This window comes from Desulfocicer niacini (genome assembly GCF_054657595.1).
The window spans coordinates 18,332-36,130 of sequence record NZ_BAAHYK010000052.1; the positions used below are offsets into that span (position 1 = coordinate 18,332).

Annotated in this window: 14 protein-coding genes; all 14 read left to right on the forward strand. The window is 40.3% G+C overall.

Annotation, left to right across the window (positions count from 1 at the left end):
* The first annotated feature begins 56 nt into the window (after positions 1-56).
* The 14 genes from ACYQ2M_RS21125 to ACYQ2M_RS21190 all read left to right on the forward strand — a co-directional run bounded on the left by ACYQ2M_RS21125 (position 57) and on the right by ACYQ2M_RS21190 (position 17,770).
* Positions 57-1,922: an SDR family NAD(P)-dependent oxidoreductase gene (locus ACYQ2M_RS21125; protein ID WP_459918372.1), complete on the forward strand. Its 1,866-nt coding sequence runs from the start codon at positions 57-59 to the stop codon at positions 1,920-1,922.
* Positions 1,923-2,343: 421 nt separating this feature from the next.
* Entirely contained in the window at positions 2,344-3,570 is a 1,227-nt protein-coding gene (locus tag ACYQ2M_RS21130) for a polyketide synthase dehydratase domain-containing protein (protein ID WP_459918373.1), read from the forward strand.
* Between the two features lie 64 nt (positions 3,571-3,634).
* The gene (locus tag ACYQ2M_RS21135) at positions 3,635-4,348 is read left to right on the forward strand and encodes an ABC transporter ATP-binding protein (RefSeq protein WP_459918374.1); all 714 of its coding nucleotides are present in this window, start codon (positions 3,635-3,637) and stop codon (positions 4,346-4,348) included.
* A gap of 80 nt (positions 4,349-4,428) precedes the next feature.
* Positions 4,429-5,691, forward strand: coding sequence for an ABC transporter permease (locus tag ACYQ2M_RS21140; protein WP_459918375.1), 1,263 nt, complete (start codon positions 4,429-4,431; stop codon positions 5,689-5,691).
* 164 nt (positions 5,692-5,855) lie between these two features.
* On the forward strand, positions 5,856-6,638 hold the full coding sequence (locus tag ACYQ2M_RS21145) for an outer membrane lipoprotein-sorting protein (RefSeq protein WP_459918376.1): 783 nt from the start codon (positions 5,856-5,858) through the stop codon (positions 6,636-6,638).
* Positions 6,639-6,681: 43 nt separating this feature from the next.
* Positions 6,682-7,908: a hypothetical protein gene (locus tag ACYQ2M_RS21150; RefSeq protein WP_459918377.1), complete on the forward strand. Its 1,227-nt coding sequence runs from the start codon at positions 6,682-6,684 to the stop codon at positions 7,906-7,908.
* 120 nt (positions 7,909-8,028) lie between these two features.
* Entirely contained in the window at positions 8,029-8,793 is a 765-nt protein-coding gene (locus ACYQ2M_RS21155; protein WP_459918378.1) for a cyclase family protein, read from the forward strand.
* A 42-nt stretch (positions 8,794-8,835) separates the two neighbouring features.
* Positions 8,836-9,426, forward strand: a complete 591-nt coding sequence (locus tag ACYQ2M_RS21160; protein WP_459918379.1) for a chalcone isomerase family protein — start codon at positions 8,836-8,838, stop codon at positions 9,424-9,426.
* A 156-nt stretch (positions 9,427-9,582) separates the two neighbouring features.
* Positions 9,583-9,867: a hypothetical protein gene (locus ACYQ2M_RS21165; RefSeq protein ID WP_459918380.1), complete on the forward strand. Its 285-nt coding sequence runs from the start codon at positions 9,583-9,585 to the stop codon at positions 9,865-9,867.
* 410 nt (positions 9,868-10,277) lie between these two features.
* Entirely contained in the window at positions 10,278-12,611 is a 2,334-nt protein-coding gene (locus tag ACYQ2M_RS21170) for an SLBB domain-containing protein (protein WP_459918381.1), read from the forward strand.
* Between the two features lie 16 nt (positions 12,612-12,627).
* Positions 12,628-14,721: a YjbH domain-containing protein gene (locus ACYQ2M_RS21175; protein WP_459918382.1), complete on the forward strand. Its 2,094-nt coding sequence runs from the start codon at positions 12,628-12,630 to the stop codon at positions 14,719-14,721.
* Positions 14,722-14,728: 7 nt separating this feature from the next.
* The gene (locus ACYQ2M_RS21180) at positions 14,729-15,745 is read left to right on the forward strand and encodes a Wzz/FepE/Etk N-terminal domain-containing protein (RefSeq protein ID WP_459918383.1); all 1,017 of its coding nucleotides are present in this window, start codon (positions 14,729-14,731) and stop codon (positions 15,743-15,745) included.
* 7 nt (positions 15,746-15,752) lie between these two features.
* Positions 15,753-16,607: a sulfotransferase gene (locus tag ACYQ2M_RS21185; protein WP_459918384.1), complete on the forward strand. Its 855-nt coding sequence runs from the start codon at positions 15,753-15,755 to the stop codon at positions 16,605-16,607.
* Between the two features lie 5 nt (positions 16,608-16,612).
* Positions 16,613-17,770, forward strand: a complete 1,158-nt coding sequence (locus tag ACYQ2M_RS21190) for a hypothetical protein (RefSeq protein ID WP_459918385.1) — start codon at positions 16,613-16,615, stop codon at positions 17,768-17,770.
* Positions 17,771-17,799: the final 29 nt, after the last annotated feature.

Here is a 17,799-nt window from a genome sequence, read left to right on the forward strand (position 1 = left end):
TACTTATGCAAAAGCAACGCATTTTTACCCACAGATATGGGATGGGGGCTCTGACAATGAATAATAAAGCATACCCGGCTGATAACGGATTTTCCGGGCAATGGGTTTCAGATGCTAATTCTTTAAGAATTTTGGAAGAGTACCACCGGACAATGCTTCATTTTTTTAAAATGCAATGCGATCAGGATCATACTCTTCAAAGCGCTATGAGGCTTCAAGAAAAAATAATAAAGGCTGCGTTGAAGACAACTGGAAAAACCCATGATTATTTAGAAAATCCGGTGAAACGTCTCGTCCTGAGAGCAGTTCCCGCACAAATAACAAAAAAGGAAGATGTTGAGCATCTTTCTCCAGAACAAGCCGTGTTACTCCTTGAAAGGCATCCTGAGATTGGCCAATTAATAAAAAGAACCCTTACAGACTTCAAAAATCCTGTATTACACATTATTCCAGGAAAAGAGACAAAATTTCTGGGGGCAAATACCTATCAGGTGAACTTTTCTTCTACTGAATCCATTCAAACCCTGAGGCACATGCTCAAAGAAACCTTTCCGGGGATTGCCGCCATTATAAATCTCATGGGCTTGAGTGGATCATCTGAGGGAGAGGGACTTCTGGAGCCCGTAATCCTGGATTCCGAAAAAAAAGAACACGTTCCTTTTTACAAATTATCCTCCACGAAGACAGATGATGAGAATTTAGAGGATGCAAGAGAATGGTTTTTATTCCTTCATGTTTTTATGAAAGAGTTAAAAAAGAGTGCCGAAAAAAATGACGCATGGTTAATAAATTTTTCATTTATGGATGGACAGTTCGGCCTGAAAAAAGAACACAATTATTCACTGGGTCAGGCAGGGTGCGTCGGCCTAACCAAGGCTTTAGCCAGGGAATATCCCCAGATTAAAACAAAATGTATTGATCTGGATCCCTCAGCCGCCCCTCTATATATTATTGCCCGGCTTAAGCAGGAATTTGCGGCATTTGATGGCGAAATGGAAATCGGATTGGATGAAATGGATCGCTGGAAATTAGATCTCATTGCCGAAGAACCACCGGCCCATCCCAGAAAACCTTTTCAACTGGATTCCAATTGCGTTATTTTAGCCACCGGCGGCGCCTATGGCATTGTTTCTGAAATTCTCCTGAAAATTGCTGAAAGATACGGATCAAGGCTAATCATTCTGGGTAGATCCCCCCTTCCGGAAGCGGAATCATCTGAGACGGCAAGTCTGAAGACATTTGAGGCGCTCCAGCAGTTTTTTATAAAAAAAATGAAAAAAGAAACAGTTCCAGTTTCCCCGGGGATCGTATTGAAGAGGGTAAGATACATATTGAAGGCCAGACAAATCCGTCAAAATATTGATCTCATGGAAAAAAAAGCTGCAATAGTTGAATATCATGCCGTGGATGTCAGAGACTGTGAAAAATTCGAATCATTAATTAAAAACATCTATAAACGATGGGGACGGATTGATGGGGTGATTCACGGGGCTGGCATCATTGAGGATAAACGAATTGAAACGAAATCTCTGGAAGCATTTACCAGGGTCTTTGATACAAAAATTTTGCCTGCCAAGGTTCTGGAGAAAACGCTTAGACCGGATCATTTGAAGTTTATGGTCTTTTTTTCCTCAATCGCTAGCCGATTCGGCAATATCGGCCAGACAGATTATTGTGCTGCCAATGAAATCCTGAATAAACTTGCCGACCGCCTTGAAGTCCAATGGCCAGGCAGAATAGTTTCCATCAACTGGGGACCATGGGACCACGGCATGATTTCCGATGACCTGCGCAAACTATTTGCAACCAGGGGCATAGAGCTCATTGCCGTTAAACAGGGGATCAAAATGTTTTTCGAAGAATTGTTTTTTTATGATAAACCAGCATCAGAAGTGGTAATTTCAGGGAATATAAATTTATAACGAAGAGATAAAGAAGACGTCTCCAAGAGTTAGTTGTCAACCCTAACCATGATTTTCTCTACGAAGAAGCGAACCTGAAAGAGTAGAAGTGATTTCTAATAAGCTAAAAACCATTTTAGAATATTTTTGGTGACGTTGTATTGAAAACTCTATAGATAAGGACAATCACAGCATGTCTTCTCAATTTTTTTCCCACGGCAAGTCAACGGATTTAATCCTCTCACATGGGGACATTGAACCACGGATGCCATATCTGAAAAAAATAATCAAATATCAACCTGATTCCAGAATAGAAGTTGGATATACCCTTGATCTTGATGAAGACCTGTATCTCAATCACCACGCCCTGATCCATGCTCCGGGGATCAAAGAACCCTGTGAATGCCTTCCCATATTACCCATGGCCTTTGGCCTGGAAATCATGGCCCAGGCAGCAGCATGTCTGGCACCGGGCCTTGGCATTATCGGTTTTAAAAACGTAACAGCATCACAGTGGGTAGGCATGAAAGATGCGACGACTCTTCCCATCAGATTGTCGGCCCGACTAGAAACTGAGAATCTCCAGCAGATGACCAGAACTGTTATTGTAGAACTCTTCAAGGAAGACGACGCATTCCCGGCAATGAAATGTAATGTGATCCTTGGCAAACATTATCTTTTGAATATTATGCTTACCTTTGAAGAACTGATCGCACCGATGCCTCTGCCCGTCACAGTGGAACAGCTTTACAGGGAACGATTTCTCTTCCATGGCTCCTTACTTCACTGCATTTCAAGAATTCACTCCATAGGAGAAAACGGTCTAATTGGAGAAGTATGGCTTTTTGATACACAAAATTTTTTCAAATCCACACCTAATCCGGTACTTTTAACCCATCCGAGCTTTATGGATGGTGTGGCTCAACTTATGGTAGCCTGGCTGATGAACAAAGAATACAAAGCGCTTCCCATAGGCATAGGAACAGTTGAAATCTATCGACCGACTCCAAAGACGAAACAAAGCCTGCCGGTTTACCTGCAAATAGCTGAAAAAAAATATAAAACTATTTCAGTTAATCTGGAGGTTCATGATGGAAAGGGTAATGTCTGGATGCGAATCAAAAGCTGGAAGTATGTAATTTTTCATCATCAGCAATCTCTGTCGGATTTTTTAAGACTGCCTGACCAATTTCATGCCTCAAATGAATTGTTCAGTTCAACAGGGGGAACTGTTGGACGAGAAATCTCCAGAAACGCTTTGAGGAACATGGATCTTGAATGGGTTTCCAGGACACTTCTTCACACAACTGAAATGCCAAGATTCAATGGTCTCAAGGAGACGACTGAAAAGCAGGCATGGTTACTGGAACGTCTGGTTTCCAAAGATGTAGTACGCCATTTTCTGGCATCTGAAACTTCAAGTAAGAGTGTCCACCCTGCAAATTTTTATTTAAAGAAGGACAAAGATAACCTTTTTACAACCCATTATCCCTCAGAAAAAAACAGTATGCCAAGGGTAATGACGACAACCAAAGGGGATCATACAATAGCCATAGCTTTCAAGAATAATAGTGCTATCCCATTGGAAATTCTGAAGAAAAATCTGAAAAATTTAATAAATCAGGGAAATGAAACATCTCGTGTTGCTGAAATTACAAACACAAATTGAGCCAGCTTATATCTCTTTGACTAATCGTAAAGTAAATACACACTAATTATTAAGGATTGAGGGTATGTTGTCACTTGTGGAGATGAAAGATATAAAAAAAGATTACTATCTGGGTGAAACACGTATTACAGCATTAAAAAACATCAATCTATCAATAAATAAAGGTGAATTTGTTGCCGTATGGGGCCCATCGGGATCAGGAAAATCGACTCTTTGCAACCTCATTGGATTGACAGATAACCATACTTCAGGAACCCTTCTGTTTCAGGGAAATGATGTCACATCGCTTACGGACGATCAAAGAAGTGATATGCGAAATCAACATCTTGGATTCATATTTCAAAATTTTAATCTCATTCCTGTCCTGACTGCACTCGATAACGTAACCTTACCCCTTTTGATAAAGGGCGAATTTGGGAAACCCAGTATCGATGCTGCAAAAAAACTGCTTTTCGAGTTGGGGATTGGCGATCATATACTTCACAGACCTCACAAACTATCTGGAGGGCAACAGCAGAGAGTGGCAATTGCAAGAGCTTTAATCACCAATCCAGACCTTATTATAGCGGATGAGCCCACCGCTAACCTTGACTCTGAAAATGCACTGAAAATCATTGATCTAATGCGGGAAATAAATCTTACCAAAGGAACAACATTTGTATTCTCAACCCACGATCAACGGCTATTGGACAGGGTTAATCGCCAAATCAATCTGCAGGACGGCCTGATTATTAATGACTCTGAAATAAGCAACGTCAAAAGAGGAAAGGAGCCTTGATAAATAAGGTAAAAAATTCTGATATCACTAATAAAACGTTCGAAAAACGCTGCCCAATTTATTAGAGGAGATAATTAAAGGTGAATCCAAAATACATTGTCTGGATCAAATTTGCCATTGCAAATCTGTTTAGAAACGGAAGACGATCTTTTTACACCATCTTAGCCATTGCCATTGGATATGCAGCTGTCAATATATTTGGAGGATTTACGTCTTACATTTTTACAAACTTGAAGGATTCATTCATTTACTCTCATGCAAATGGACATATTACTATTTTCAAAAAAGGGTTTCTAACGGAAGGACGAATTGATCCTGTTAAATATTTGATTACTCAAGAAGAATTCAAATTAATTGAAGGGGCTTGCAAAAAGATTCCTCAGGTCATCATAACTACAGCACAGATGCAGATGACAGGGCTCATCAGTAATGGAGAAGTCTCTACCGTATTTATCGGTTCAGGTAGAGTTCCCTCAGAAACCCAGGCAATACAACGCCGGGCTACAGGAATGGTTGGGAATCTGAAATTATATAATGGTAAACAACTGAATGATGATGTTCTCTTTGGCGTAGGACTCACCAATGGACTTGCAGAAAAGTTGAATCTGACTATCGGTTCAGATGCCATTGTTATGTCTCCAACCGTAGATGGCAGGATTAATGCGCTGGATGTTGAGGTCTTTCAACTCTATGATATCCCAGTAGAAGAACTCAATGATAAAGTCATGAGATTTCCTTTGAAATTTGCTCAGTCTCTTTATGACACAACTAGTATCGACAGATTAACGATTCTACTGTCCGATGACAAGGAAGTTGATCCCGTAAAAAAAATACTTCAGGATTTCTTTGAAAAAGAACAACTGAGCATGGAGGTCAAAACCTGGAAAGAGCTTTCTCCCTTTTACAGAAAAGTAAAAGATATGTTCGACATTATCTTTATTTTTATTTTTATTATTGTATTTATCATTGTCGTTACAAGTGTTATTAATACCCTCAGCATGTCCGTAATTGAAAGAACTCGCGAGATTGGAACACTTAGAGCGCTTGGACTGAAACGGAAAGGAATCATCGGTTTGTTTGCCATGGAGAGCGCTATGTTGGGACTGGCAGGTTCTTTTTTTGGTATATTGATAACCAGTCTGGACTGGATTCTAATCAAACTTCTGGAACCACAGTGGATGCCTCCCAACTACGTGATTAAGATTCCCCTCGAAATTTTCATGGTACCTGAGTATATGACAATTACACTTTTTTTTCTCATTTTACTATCATCAATAGTCTCAACTATTCCAGCAAGAAAGGCAGCCCACAAAAGTATTGTTGATGCCCTTGGACATGCATAATTTTAGAATCATGCATGCAAAAAAAATCAAAAGACCCAAGTGGCTATTTGGAAAATTCAATAAAGCGTGATACAAAATTATTAAATAATGATGCGTCTTACAACCATAAAATAGTCTGAATAAGGCTTAATATCCTTTAAATTATTATAAAAATTGAGGTGCGCATGAAATGGACAGCAAGATTGGCTAAAACCACAGGAATGACTCTCTTAATGTTGCTGATTGTCTCTAGCAATAACAGCTTTTCCACTGAAACCAACAATTCAACCAATGACATCTCAATTCAGCAGATATTGAAAGAAGCTGACAAGGCGCGAGGCAATCGCAATGGTATTTCATGGGACGTTTCCATTCTTTCTTCTGATAACAACAGAAGTTCAAAAATGATATTTAATGTAAAAGCCCGAGGTTTTGATACCCTAGCAACATCTCTTGCTCCTGCTAAAGATAAGGGAAACAAAATATTGATGGTTAACGGTAATATGTGGTTTTACAAACCTGGCTTAAACAAACCAGTTCCCATCTCACAACGGCAAAAGCTCATCGGGAATGCCGCTTATGGCGACATTGCTTCCACCAATTATGCCGAGGATTATGACGCGACTCCGATGCCAGATGAAACCGTTAACCAGGACCTATGCCATGTTTTCCTTTTAAAAGCAAAAACAAAAAGTGCTACCTATGATCATATTGAATACTGTATCTCAAAAAAGAGTGGTTTGGGCATAAAAGCAGTTTATTTTACTGTTTCAGGGAAAAAATTGAAATCAGCAGAGATGAAATATGACAATAATGTCCTGATTGAAGGAAAAGAACGCCCCTTTATTTCAGAAATTCAGATCCAAGATATAGTTATAAGTAAAAATATAACCACGCTCCTTTTCACGAACGCAAAAATTGAAGAAGTCCCCAATCATATTTTCAACCGTAATTTGTTAAGTAATTAACATCTTATAAAAATACATATAGGCTCTGTAGTGAGGAAGAACTATGAAAAAAATTATTACTCCAGCACTCTATATATTTACCATTATTTACTTATCAATATCTGGTGGTGCATTGGCTGTTGAAAATGAAAAATCTCCTCAATCGGATGATTCGACGCTCGGATCTCAAAGCATGGAGAAGCGAATAATAGACGGTTTCTCATGGCGGCTTAATCTTATTGAGTTTGGAATTATCCGGTCACCCGAAACCGACTCAATTCTTAACTATAACAATCAACAGAATATCAATACATATCAAGCAGAGTTGAATATAAGACCCGACTTTGATCTTAATTTAACCCCTCTACGTTTATCAGCAAAGCCTCGTTGGCGTTTAAAATATGAAAAATGGACAGAAGGTTTGCAATCAGATGAAACTGAAACCACAGACGAATTCTATGTTAATGAATGGTTGGCCCAACTAATGATAACTGATGAATTGTTCGTATCCTACGGTCGTGAGAATCTCCAGTGGGGACCCTCCTTCCTGATTTCTCCCTCCAACCCATTTATCAAAGACAATGGACGCGACAACCCAAAACTTGAAGTTTCTGGGCTTGACTATGCTCGAGTCGTTTGGATCCCCCATTACAATTGGAGCGCCTCCCTTATCGTAAACACAGATGATGGAGAACATGAATTTTACAACGAATTTAATCAAAAATACGCATTGAAAATCGATTATACAGGCTATCAAAAATACTGCAGTATGATCCTTTCCCATGAAGAATTCGATGGAGAAACCCTGGGTGTTTTTGCCGGTTGGTCTGTCTCTGATGCTACCCAGATCTATGGAGAAGGAAGTGTTCGTAATGATTCTGTTGAAGATGACAATACTGATCTGGATTTCCTATTGGGAGCATCTTACACTTTTGAAATGGGTCCCACTTTTGCCTGCGAGTATTATTTTAATGAGAACGGCTTTACCGGTCCTATTTACCAAGCTGCTCCACCCTATGGGAAGGTCAACTTCGACGATGTTCTTATACGCAAAAATTATGGACTTTTGCAAATAACAGACTCAAAAATAGCGAACAGCTTTAACTATGTCATACGATGGATTCAGGATCTTGACGACTCCTCAAGCAGGGCAATCGGCATACTGGAATACGAACTGGGTGATTTATGCAAAATTTTTACCATCGGGGATACTATGGTCGGAAATACGGATGATGAATTTGGCAGTATTAACAAATATTCGTTATATCTTGGCTTCGAAATTATTTATTGAGCCAGTTCACAACTGCGATGGTGAATGTCTATAACATTGAAGGCGGAAATCTGACTTGTTTCTATACCAACTATCCTTGTTTATAGTAAAGCAGCGCGTATATTCCATGGAGTAATAACTTTGAAAATTGTAGATCTGTCAAAATCCATTTATTATAATCCTGATGATCCTCAATTTATGAGGGTTAAAATCAAACACAAGCCCCATTGGATAGGCAAACTGATTGTTCGAGTTTTAGGTTTACCCTTTAAATATTTCAGTAAAAATTTTGTGGGATGGGCAGATGATACAATTACCCGTATGGGGGTACACAGCACAACACATATTGATGCTCCGTGGCATTATGGCCCAACAACAAACAGTGAAAAAGCTTTAACAATTGATCAAATCCCTCTTGAAAATTGTCTTGCGGACGGTATACTTATTGATTTAACTGAAATCAAAGAATACACGCCTATAACTCCAGAAATTCTAAAAAAACAACTGGCAAAGACAGATACATTAATTGAGCCTGGAAATATTGTGCTTATCAGGACGGGCATGGATCGATATATTGGTACAAAAGATTACTGGAAACATGGTGTAGGCATGAGCAGAGAGGCTACGTTGTGGCTGATTGAACAGGAAGTTTCAATAATGGGTATTGACCAGTGGGGATGGGATCTACCGTTTCATGTCCAGATAAAAAGAACCATCAAATCAAAGGGCCAAGACGAATTTTGGCAAGGGCATCTTGTTGGAAGAGAGAAAAACTACTGGCATATGGAACAACTCGTAAATCTTCAGTCTTTACCTTCAAGTGGGTTTAAAGTTGCTGTTTTTCCATTAAAAATTGTGGGGGCTTCGGCCGCCCCTGCGAGAGTTGTAGCAATCTTATCTTCCTAAACACCTCTGAGTTAATGTGTTTATTGATATGAGAATGAAAGCATGGTAAAAAAATATATTTTATCAATTCTAATGGTGCTCCTTTTAAACACACAAACAGATGCGTTGGAAATTAACGGAACAAACCTGCCTGACTGCATGAAAGTTAACGATGAAAATCTGTTATTAAATGGCGCAGGCGTGAGAAAAAAATACGTTATTGGGTTTGACGTTTACGTTATCGGTCTCTATTTGAAAAAATTCTCGAATAACGCCTTGAAAATTATTGATGCTGACGAAACTATGGCTTTGAGAATTGAAATTTTAACTGATTTGATCACTTCAGAAAAATTTATAGACGCTACCCTGAAAGGATTTGATGAATCAATGGGTAAAGAAACAGTCTCAATTCAAAAAGAAATAGACTTGTTTTTGACATCCTTTGCAAATGGAATAAAGAATAAAGATTCATTTGTGATCCTATATCAAAAGGACAAAGGGGTATTCGTCTACAAGAACGGAAAAACTGAACCTGAAGTGGTTGTCAAGGGATTGCTTTTAAAAAAGGCTATTTTCCGATTATGGTTGGGAAAAAGAACCGAGAAACATTTGCAAAAACTCTCAAAGGCCTTGCTCGGTAATAAAGGATGTTGAAAAAATCTATTTTTATTTATGAAAAAAATTGTTATGTAAAAGACGATCCTTATATTTGTCCCCAATTTATATGATATGGAGATCTGTGAATCTAAAGAACTGAAATTGGATCGCGATAAGATTATCCTGACAGAAACCACCAAAGGAGAAACGTCGATGAAAAAAGGAATATCTCTATTTTTGACAATCACACTATTGTTCATGGGCGTTTCTATTGCCACAGCGAATGATAATGATTTGGTGAGACCACTTACGAAAGACAATGAAACACAAAACATAGCAACTCTTACTGACGGTAACGCCGTTTATGATTCCGAGGCCGACGAAAAGGGGATCATGAAATCTAATACCAGCAAAAGAGTCATGATAGGATTGGCAGCCATTGCCGCTGCAGTGGTCGCAGCCGCAGCAGGTGGTGGTGGTGGTGGTGGTGGGCATTAAAATTTCACAAATAAAAAATATTTTATCCATAAAAATCATTTTCTTAATTGTTTTTTATGGATTTTTTTTCACTGATTCATGCTTTGTTTAGCAGAATTCGCATGATATATATTCGCTCGGTGTGTACTTTACAGGGCGAAGCTATACCCGATTTTGAAACCTCTACATAACTATAGTCCAATGGTATTGCTATGATTCACTCAAAATGGTTTTTAATATGCCTGTGCATTCTCTCAATTGACACGTCGCTATATTGTTTTGAATATAACGGGATGGCAATTCCTCCTGAAATTATTAAACAGCTACCTGCAGGAACATTGCGGCAATTACCATCCGGGGTTAATGAAAACGTCTCACGTGAACAACAGAAATATTTACTTCCCAACAAGACCAGCAAAACAAACAGTTCCATGGACAAATCAACGGTTCCAAAAGATGTCAACGTCCGCAACCCTAGTATCAATAAATCTGACGAAAACAGACAAATAACAGATCAGGACCAGGCAGGAAATGAAGAACCAAGCACTGAATTTCCACAGAACAAGATTGAAGGCAATGAAGATCTTCCAATTTACGAACCATCCATTATTGAAGATCAATATCGGTATGGATATGACTCCTTGCTTGCCCGGGAAATTCGTCAATTCGGATATGACATCTTCACCTCAGCCCTTCCCAAACCATCCAGCCTTGCCATTCCGGATAACAACTATATTCTTGGTCCCGGAGACAGTCTCCTCATACGGGTATGGGGATCATCCTTAGATGCAGAATATCCTGTTGTTGTAGATCGAGAAGGCCGTATCAATGTTCCCCAATTGGGTCCTATTATTGTTGCAGGGACTAAATATGGCGATGTTGAAGCGATTGTCCGCAGAGAAGCCAAAAAATATTTCCAGGGCATGAATATCAGTATTACCATGGTTGAACTCAGTAGCCTGGAAGTATATGTGGTGGGGGAAGTAACTTCGCCCGGACTACATATAGTGCCTGCCTTTTCAACAATTTTTGACGGCCTGTTTCATGCGGGTGGTATCAAAAAAACCGGAACACTGAGAAAAATAAAGCTCTACAGGGGGAAAAAAGCCCTTCTCCCATTTGATCTTTACGATCTTCTTCTCAAGGGTGACAGGCAATCTGACACCATGCTGCAAAACAGAGATGTAATCTTTGTGGATAAAATCGGCAAAACAGCAGCTGTTTGCGGAGCCGTTAACCACCAGGCCATATTTGAAATTACCGACGAACGCCATATCCAGGATCTGGCCAAGCTGGCAGGCGGGATTCTTCCCCAGGCATTTGGAGATCGTGTCCATTTGCGCCGATTTGATAAAAATAAAAAATTTGTTATCCAGGATATTGATATCAACCAGGAACCCGATGCCTGGCAAAAAATCACAGTAAAAAACGGAGACCTGTTAGAGCTTGCCTTTATCCAGTCAGCTCTTCCCCTGGTGGTGAAAGTGGAAGGCAATGTCTGGAAACCCGATATTTTTAAATATCAAGAAGGCCTTTCCCTTTCTGATGTTCTGAACACATCAGATAATTTACTACCTGACACGCTGATGCAATTTGCACTGATCTACAGGTATGACAGAAAGACTACCCGGACCACCCCCCTGCGTTTTCCCTTGTCCGAGGTGTTTACCGGGGATTATGATGCGACGTTAATGCCCCATGACACAATTATGATTCTATCCAGGAAAGACCTGGGTATCCAGGAAGAAATTATCATAAATGGCGCGGTATGGAATCCCGGCAAATTGATATTTCAGCCGGATTTAAAACTGCAGGATGCGGTTGCCCTTGCAGGTGGATTAAAATTCGGAGCAGGAATAGACCGGGTGGAGATCGCCCGCCAGGTAATCAAAGAGAACAAGGTGGTTACTGAATACCTGCTGCTCCACCTTGATAGGGATGGTTCTTTTATTTTAAAACCCTATGATTCCATTCTCATTCCGAGAATCAAGGACGCCGCTCTGGTGAAAAGCATCACTTTGACTGGAGAAGTAAGATATCCCGGAACTTACAATATCAGGGAAAATGAAAAGGTCTCCGACCTCATCAACCGTGCCGGTGGTTTCACTGATGATGCCTATTTTTACGGGGCAAAATACACATCCGAGCATGCCAAGGAGATCCAGCAATCAAGTATCAATAAAATGCTGGAAAGATTACAGTTAGGTTACATGCAGACGTCGACGGAGATGGCACAGACTGCCACGTCTGAAGAAGATGCAAAATCCGCAGAGGTTGCCGGCAAAGCCGTCCAGGATCTCATAGGGAAGCTTAGCTCCATAAAAGCGGAAGGGAGAGTCGCCATCCAGATTGCAGATTTGGATTCTTTTAAAAACAGCATCTACGATTTCAAACTTCAGGACGGAGATACTCTGGATATTCCCCAGAAACCTTCCTTTGTTTCGGTGGTGGGAAGTGTCTATTCACCCGGCTCTTTCCTGTTTCAACCGGATAGAAACCTGAAGTTCTATCTTCAAAAGAGCGGTGGGCTTGCAAAAACTGCCGACGATAAACATGTTTACCTCTTGAAGGCCAATGGTGAAATTATTTCCATGTCCCAGAAAAACGGCTTTTTCAACAACTTTGAAAAAACTGTACTTATGCCGGGAGACACCATTGTTGTACCGGAAGATCTGGAGCGGGTCCCCTATCTTAAACTGACCAAGGATATTTCCGACATTGTCTTTAAAATTGCCACAACCGCCGGCGTCGCCCTTGCCATTTAAGAGCTGGCTCCCCCTCATGTTTGTTCTAATGTTTGTTTCGGTGGGCACACCCATTGCCATTGCATGGGAATCTGAACCGCAGGCACTTGGATCCCTGCAATCCTACACCGGTATTCTACAATTGCCCACAGCCCGTGTCAAACAGGACGGAACCATCCGGATCAAATTAGGTCATGCCGACCCATGGACCTATTATGGCGGAGCGGCTGGATTTCTGGATCAAATAGAAATACATGGACAATTTACCAAGGTTAACACCATTGAGGCTTTTCCCGGACATGGTTATGGGGATTACAAAGACAGAAGTGCAGGAATACGTGGTGTGCTCATTAAAGAGAACCCTTTTTTCCCCCAGGTTGCGGCCGGTCTTTTTGATGTTACCGGCACCGGATTGTTCAGTTCCCGCTACCTGGCCATGTCAAAGATGATTAAAAACGTGGATTTTACCATTGGGCTCGGCCAGGGGACGCTGGCGGGAGAATTTACCGGGGAAGAAGAAAATTTTATCACCTCGGATATCTTCAGAAAGACAAAACTGTTTGGCGGTGTGGAATGGCATCTCTCACCCAGGCTGACCCTGGTAGCCGAGTATACCACCATGAACAACCAGAATATGTTCGGCTACAGGGACAGCTCCGGCCAACAGCTCAAAACAGATGGATCAAGAAGTGATATCAATATCGGTGTAAAATATAAATTGACTAAAAACATGGCGGCAACACTGGGATACCTGCAGGGGGATAGCTTTGCCTGCAGTGTTGATGTTGAACTCCCTTTGCGCGCAGAAGGTATCTTACCCTGGCGGAAAACACCCCCGTACTCTCCCACCGAAAAGTCCAAGTGGAAAGCCTTCGAAGCGGACAATCCTAACCTGGCAACCATTCTTGGCAACACCCTCAAGGCTCAGGGATTTGAAGAGATCTCCGTTTCCTGTGCTTCAGATGTCGTGTGGGTGGCGTTTCACAACACACTTCATCTTTCCAACAGCAGGGCACTAGGACATGTGGCAGATGTGTGTGACCGTATTTTACCCCAGCGCATCACCACCTTCTATCTTAACATCAAACACAATAATACCATCCTGACCAGCCTGAAAACCCCTCGAAAGGTTTTCACCGCCTTTCGGGACCACAATCTTGATCGGGAAGGCTTTCTGGCATATTCAAAACTGAATCTTTACGAACAGGAAAACCTAACAACGTTTCAGAAAGATGCCACCGATGCAGAGAGGATTGATATCCTTGACAGCCGCTTTTCCTTCAGCATTGCCCCACAGATTATCACATTCGTAAATAATAAAGAGGGATTTCTCAAACACAAGGGATTTCTCAGGGCACAGGCCGGTTATCACCCCTGGCCTGGGGGAGAGGTCCTTGGCGAGCTTCAGTGGACAATTTTCAATGAGTTCGATGAGGTCGACTACCCTGCCCTTGAAGGAGAAAACAGCGTACGCACCGATCTTCTTGACTATGAGGCCCAATCAGATTTACGACTCTCCATGCTTGCCCTTGAGCAGAAACTTACCCTGCCTCTGTCCGTCCAAGGCCGTCTGTCTGCCGGCGCATTTGAATCCGCCTATGCCGGATTCGGTGGGGAGCTCTTTCGCTATTTTAACAAAGGTCTCTGGGGCATTGGCCTGGAATCAGAACTGGTACGCAAACGGGATCCGGACAACAACTTACAGCTCAGGGATGATCCGGACAGATGGTACTCCACGGCCTTTTTGCACCTTTACGGGCAACTCCTTCCCTCCCAGGGCATTGACGCAGGCCTAACCATCGGACGTTTTCTGGCCGGGGACAATGGCTTTCGAATTGACATCAGACGTTCTTTTGACTACTTCACTCTGGGTGCCTGGTACACCAAAACCGATACAGATATGTTCAACGCTCCTGAAAACAGTGGAACGGATCAAAAGGGCGTTTACATCAGCTTTCCCCTGTCCATATTCAGGGATAATGACAAACCGGGTCATTTAAGCTACGCCATCACCAGTTTTACCAGGGATCCGGGTGCCATGGTCCGTCAACCGGACTCGCTTTTTCCCATGAGCCCCTGGATAACACCAGATCACGCGTGCCGAACCATTGAAGAGATGAGGAGATATTAATTTTCAGATGGAAACCGATAGTGAAAAGCCAATAAAGAAGTATGTCTATGTACCTGTTCATCAGGCATGCGATGATAAAGATGATGAAATTGACCTTCTTGAGTTGTGGGACACGCTTTGGCGGGGGAAATGGTTCATATGTGGTTTCACACTACTCTGTGCACTAATTGCCTTGGCTGTTGTTTTTTATGTACTTCCGGTTACATACAAATCTGATGCCGTGCTGCAACCTACTGAAACCGGTTCCGGCGATAGCATGTCTAAATTGGCAGCTCTTGCCAGCAGTATTCCCCTGCCTATAGATATTGCAGGAGGCGATAACAAGAGTCAGAACATTGTTTCATTTTTAAACAGCCGTACCCTGAAAATGCGACTGATTCAGGAACATCATCTTTTACCCCGATTTTACCCTGATTTGTGGGATGCTCAAAAACAACAGTGGAACGTTGATGATTCTGAAGATATACCAACGCCTATCAAAACGCTGCAAGATAAAATACTCGAAGACTTTTATTATTCCGTCTCTCAGGACAAAGAAACGATGTTAATTACCATCTCCTGGGTAGATGAAGATCCTGAGTTTGCTTCAGAGATGTTAAAACACATCATTGATAAGGTCACATTTTACCTGGAAAATGAATATGAAAGCGATGCAGAAAGAGAACGAAAATTTGTGGAATCTCGACTGGCATCTGCTGAAAAAAATTTGGAATTCTGGGAACAACAGATTCCTTCAGCCAATCTGACCCTTTCTAAAATTCAACGGGAACATTTGGCAGCACAGACAGTATACACGGAACTCAGGAAACAGGTTGAACTGGCAAAAATTGCTGAGGTTAAAGAAATAATTCGATTTAAAACACTGGATAAACCATTCGTTCCTGAAATGAAGTACAAACCTAAACGTACTCTTATATGCACATTGACCATTTTTATTTCAGCTTTTTTTTCAGTTATTTTTATTCTTTTTTGGCAATTCTTTGCAAACATTAAACGAAATAAATTAAAAATCTCCTCAAGTTAGTTGGTGTATGGCTACAAAGAAAAGACGAAAAATTAATATTGATTTTTGCGTCGTTGGCGCCCAAAAAGCGGGCACTACATCGCTCCATGAAGTACTTTCAAGTTGCGAGATAATATCATTACCTTGGAACAAAGAATCAAATTATTTTCTGTCGGAGGGGGAAAAAAATATTGAGGAGTATTTGGAAAAATTCCATCAAAGTGCTTATGAGTTAAGCATTGTCGGAGAGGTTAACCCTGAGTACTGCACCAGCAAAATTGCTCTTACAAATCTTTATAAAATCAACCCTGCCATAAAAATTATACTAATCATTAGAGATCCGTATGAGCGTGCAATAAGTCAATATAACATGAACGTAAGGAGAGGTTTGGAGCACCGATCGTTTATCGATGCGGTTAGAAAAGAAATTTATCCAAGAAAAGAGATAGGCTTTGATTATATAAAAAGATCTTGCTATGAAATGATTAAAAAAAATTTGACTGCAGTCTTTTCAAAAGAAAATATTATGTACATTGGTTTTAATGAGCTTATAGAATCTCCAGAAATTGTCTTAAAGGCTCTATTTGAATTTATTGAAGTGCCGAACGTACATATTCCTAAAAAAAATATTTCTTTGCCAAAAAAAAATGCAAATGCTCGGCCTAAATTAATTTTTTTGGAAAATTTGATAAGTAGAAATCCATTGATCAAAAGAATGTTTCGTTATCCGTTTCGAATGTTTTTTCCTTCAGTCAAGCGCCGTCATCGCCTTATGACATTTATTGAGGAAATAAATCATAAACCCCAAAAAAACGAGTATGATAATAATGATCGATTAGCTTTTAAAGATGCTTATAAATTTTACCTAAGCGAGCGAAGCTGAAAAAAATGAGAGCCCACATAGTCCAAATCAAAAATCTTTTATTCAGCCCAATAGTCATGTCCATTGTCACTAGCTTACTTTTTTTTACTCCTGTTCTTTATTCATATATAAACGATAGAGATCTCATTGCTCTTTATGTTAAAGGAGTTGATGCAGATTTTTCAAGCACGCTTATTTCTTTTTTAATATTGTTGCTTTGTGTGTGTACAGTTGCATTAATGCAGCTTATAGGGAATGTCAAAGGTGCCTCATATTTTAAGTTTAATAATTCTAAACTCACCTTAGTACTATCATTTAGTTATCTTTTCATTGGTACGTGGGCATTCTATAAAATAGCTAGTTCCGTAGGGTTATTTGATTTGTTTGTATATGGATACAGCCAACACTCTGTAGGTTCCATTGGAGCTCTCATACCAGAGCTTGGTTTGCTTGGATATTTGTTTTTGATGTCATTATTGATGACAGGATTGTTTCTGTTACTGGATACTGATTTCCCTAAGTTCTTTAAGTTTATAATAATTATTTTAGTTGGCTTACTTCTTGTTTTAACGACGCGCCGCGAATATGCTGCAATTTTAATTATTGCGCTATGCGTTAAAAATAGAAGCAATAATAAATTCCTTCTATTCTCTGCTTCAATTTTTTGTATGTTGGTTTTTGGCGGCGCTTTGGTGCGAGTTCAAACTCTTAATGGTGGCTTATTTGAATCGTTCATTACGTCAGAAGAATTTTACCCTTTTCAGTTTGGCACATATCTAGTCTTAAGTGATTATGTAGAGAATAAACCTTTATATATAACCCCCTTAAGATACTTCTTTGATATTAATCCCAACATATCTTGGGATTTACGGATGAGGCTATTTTTTCATTTTGGACCAGGGCCTACTATTTCAATTATCGGCGTTACCTATGTTTATGGCATATATATTTCTCTATTGATGTTAGGGGTATTATCGTATTTTACATGCCGCCTATACCATAGCGTAAGAAAAACAAGTTCATATTTTATAAGCTATGTATATTCTTTTTTTCTTTTTAAATTGTTTTTGGTGTTTCGAAATGGGGAATTCCCAATAATAATATTTGATGAATTCCTCTTTTGTATCACGCTCGTTCCCGTATTCTTCGTTGGGAGGCTAAGAATTGAAAGTACCAAATTCTAACGAATTACGCAATGTAAGCTTATACCGTA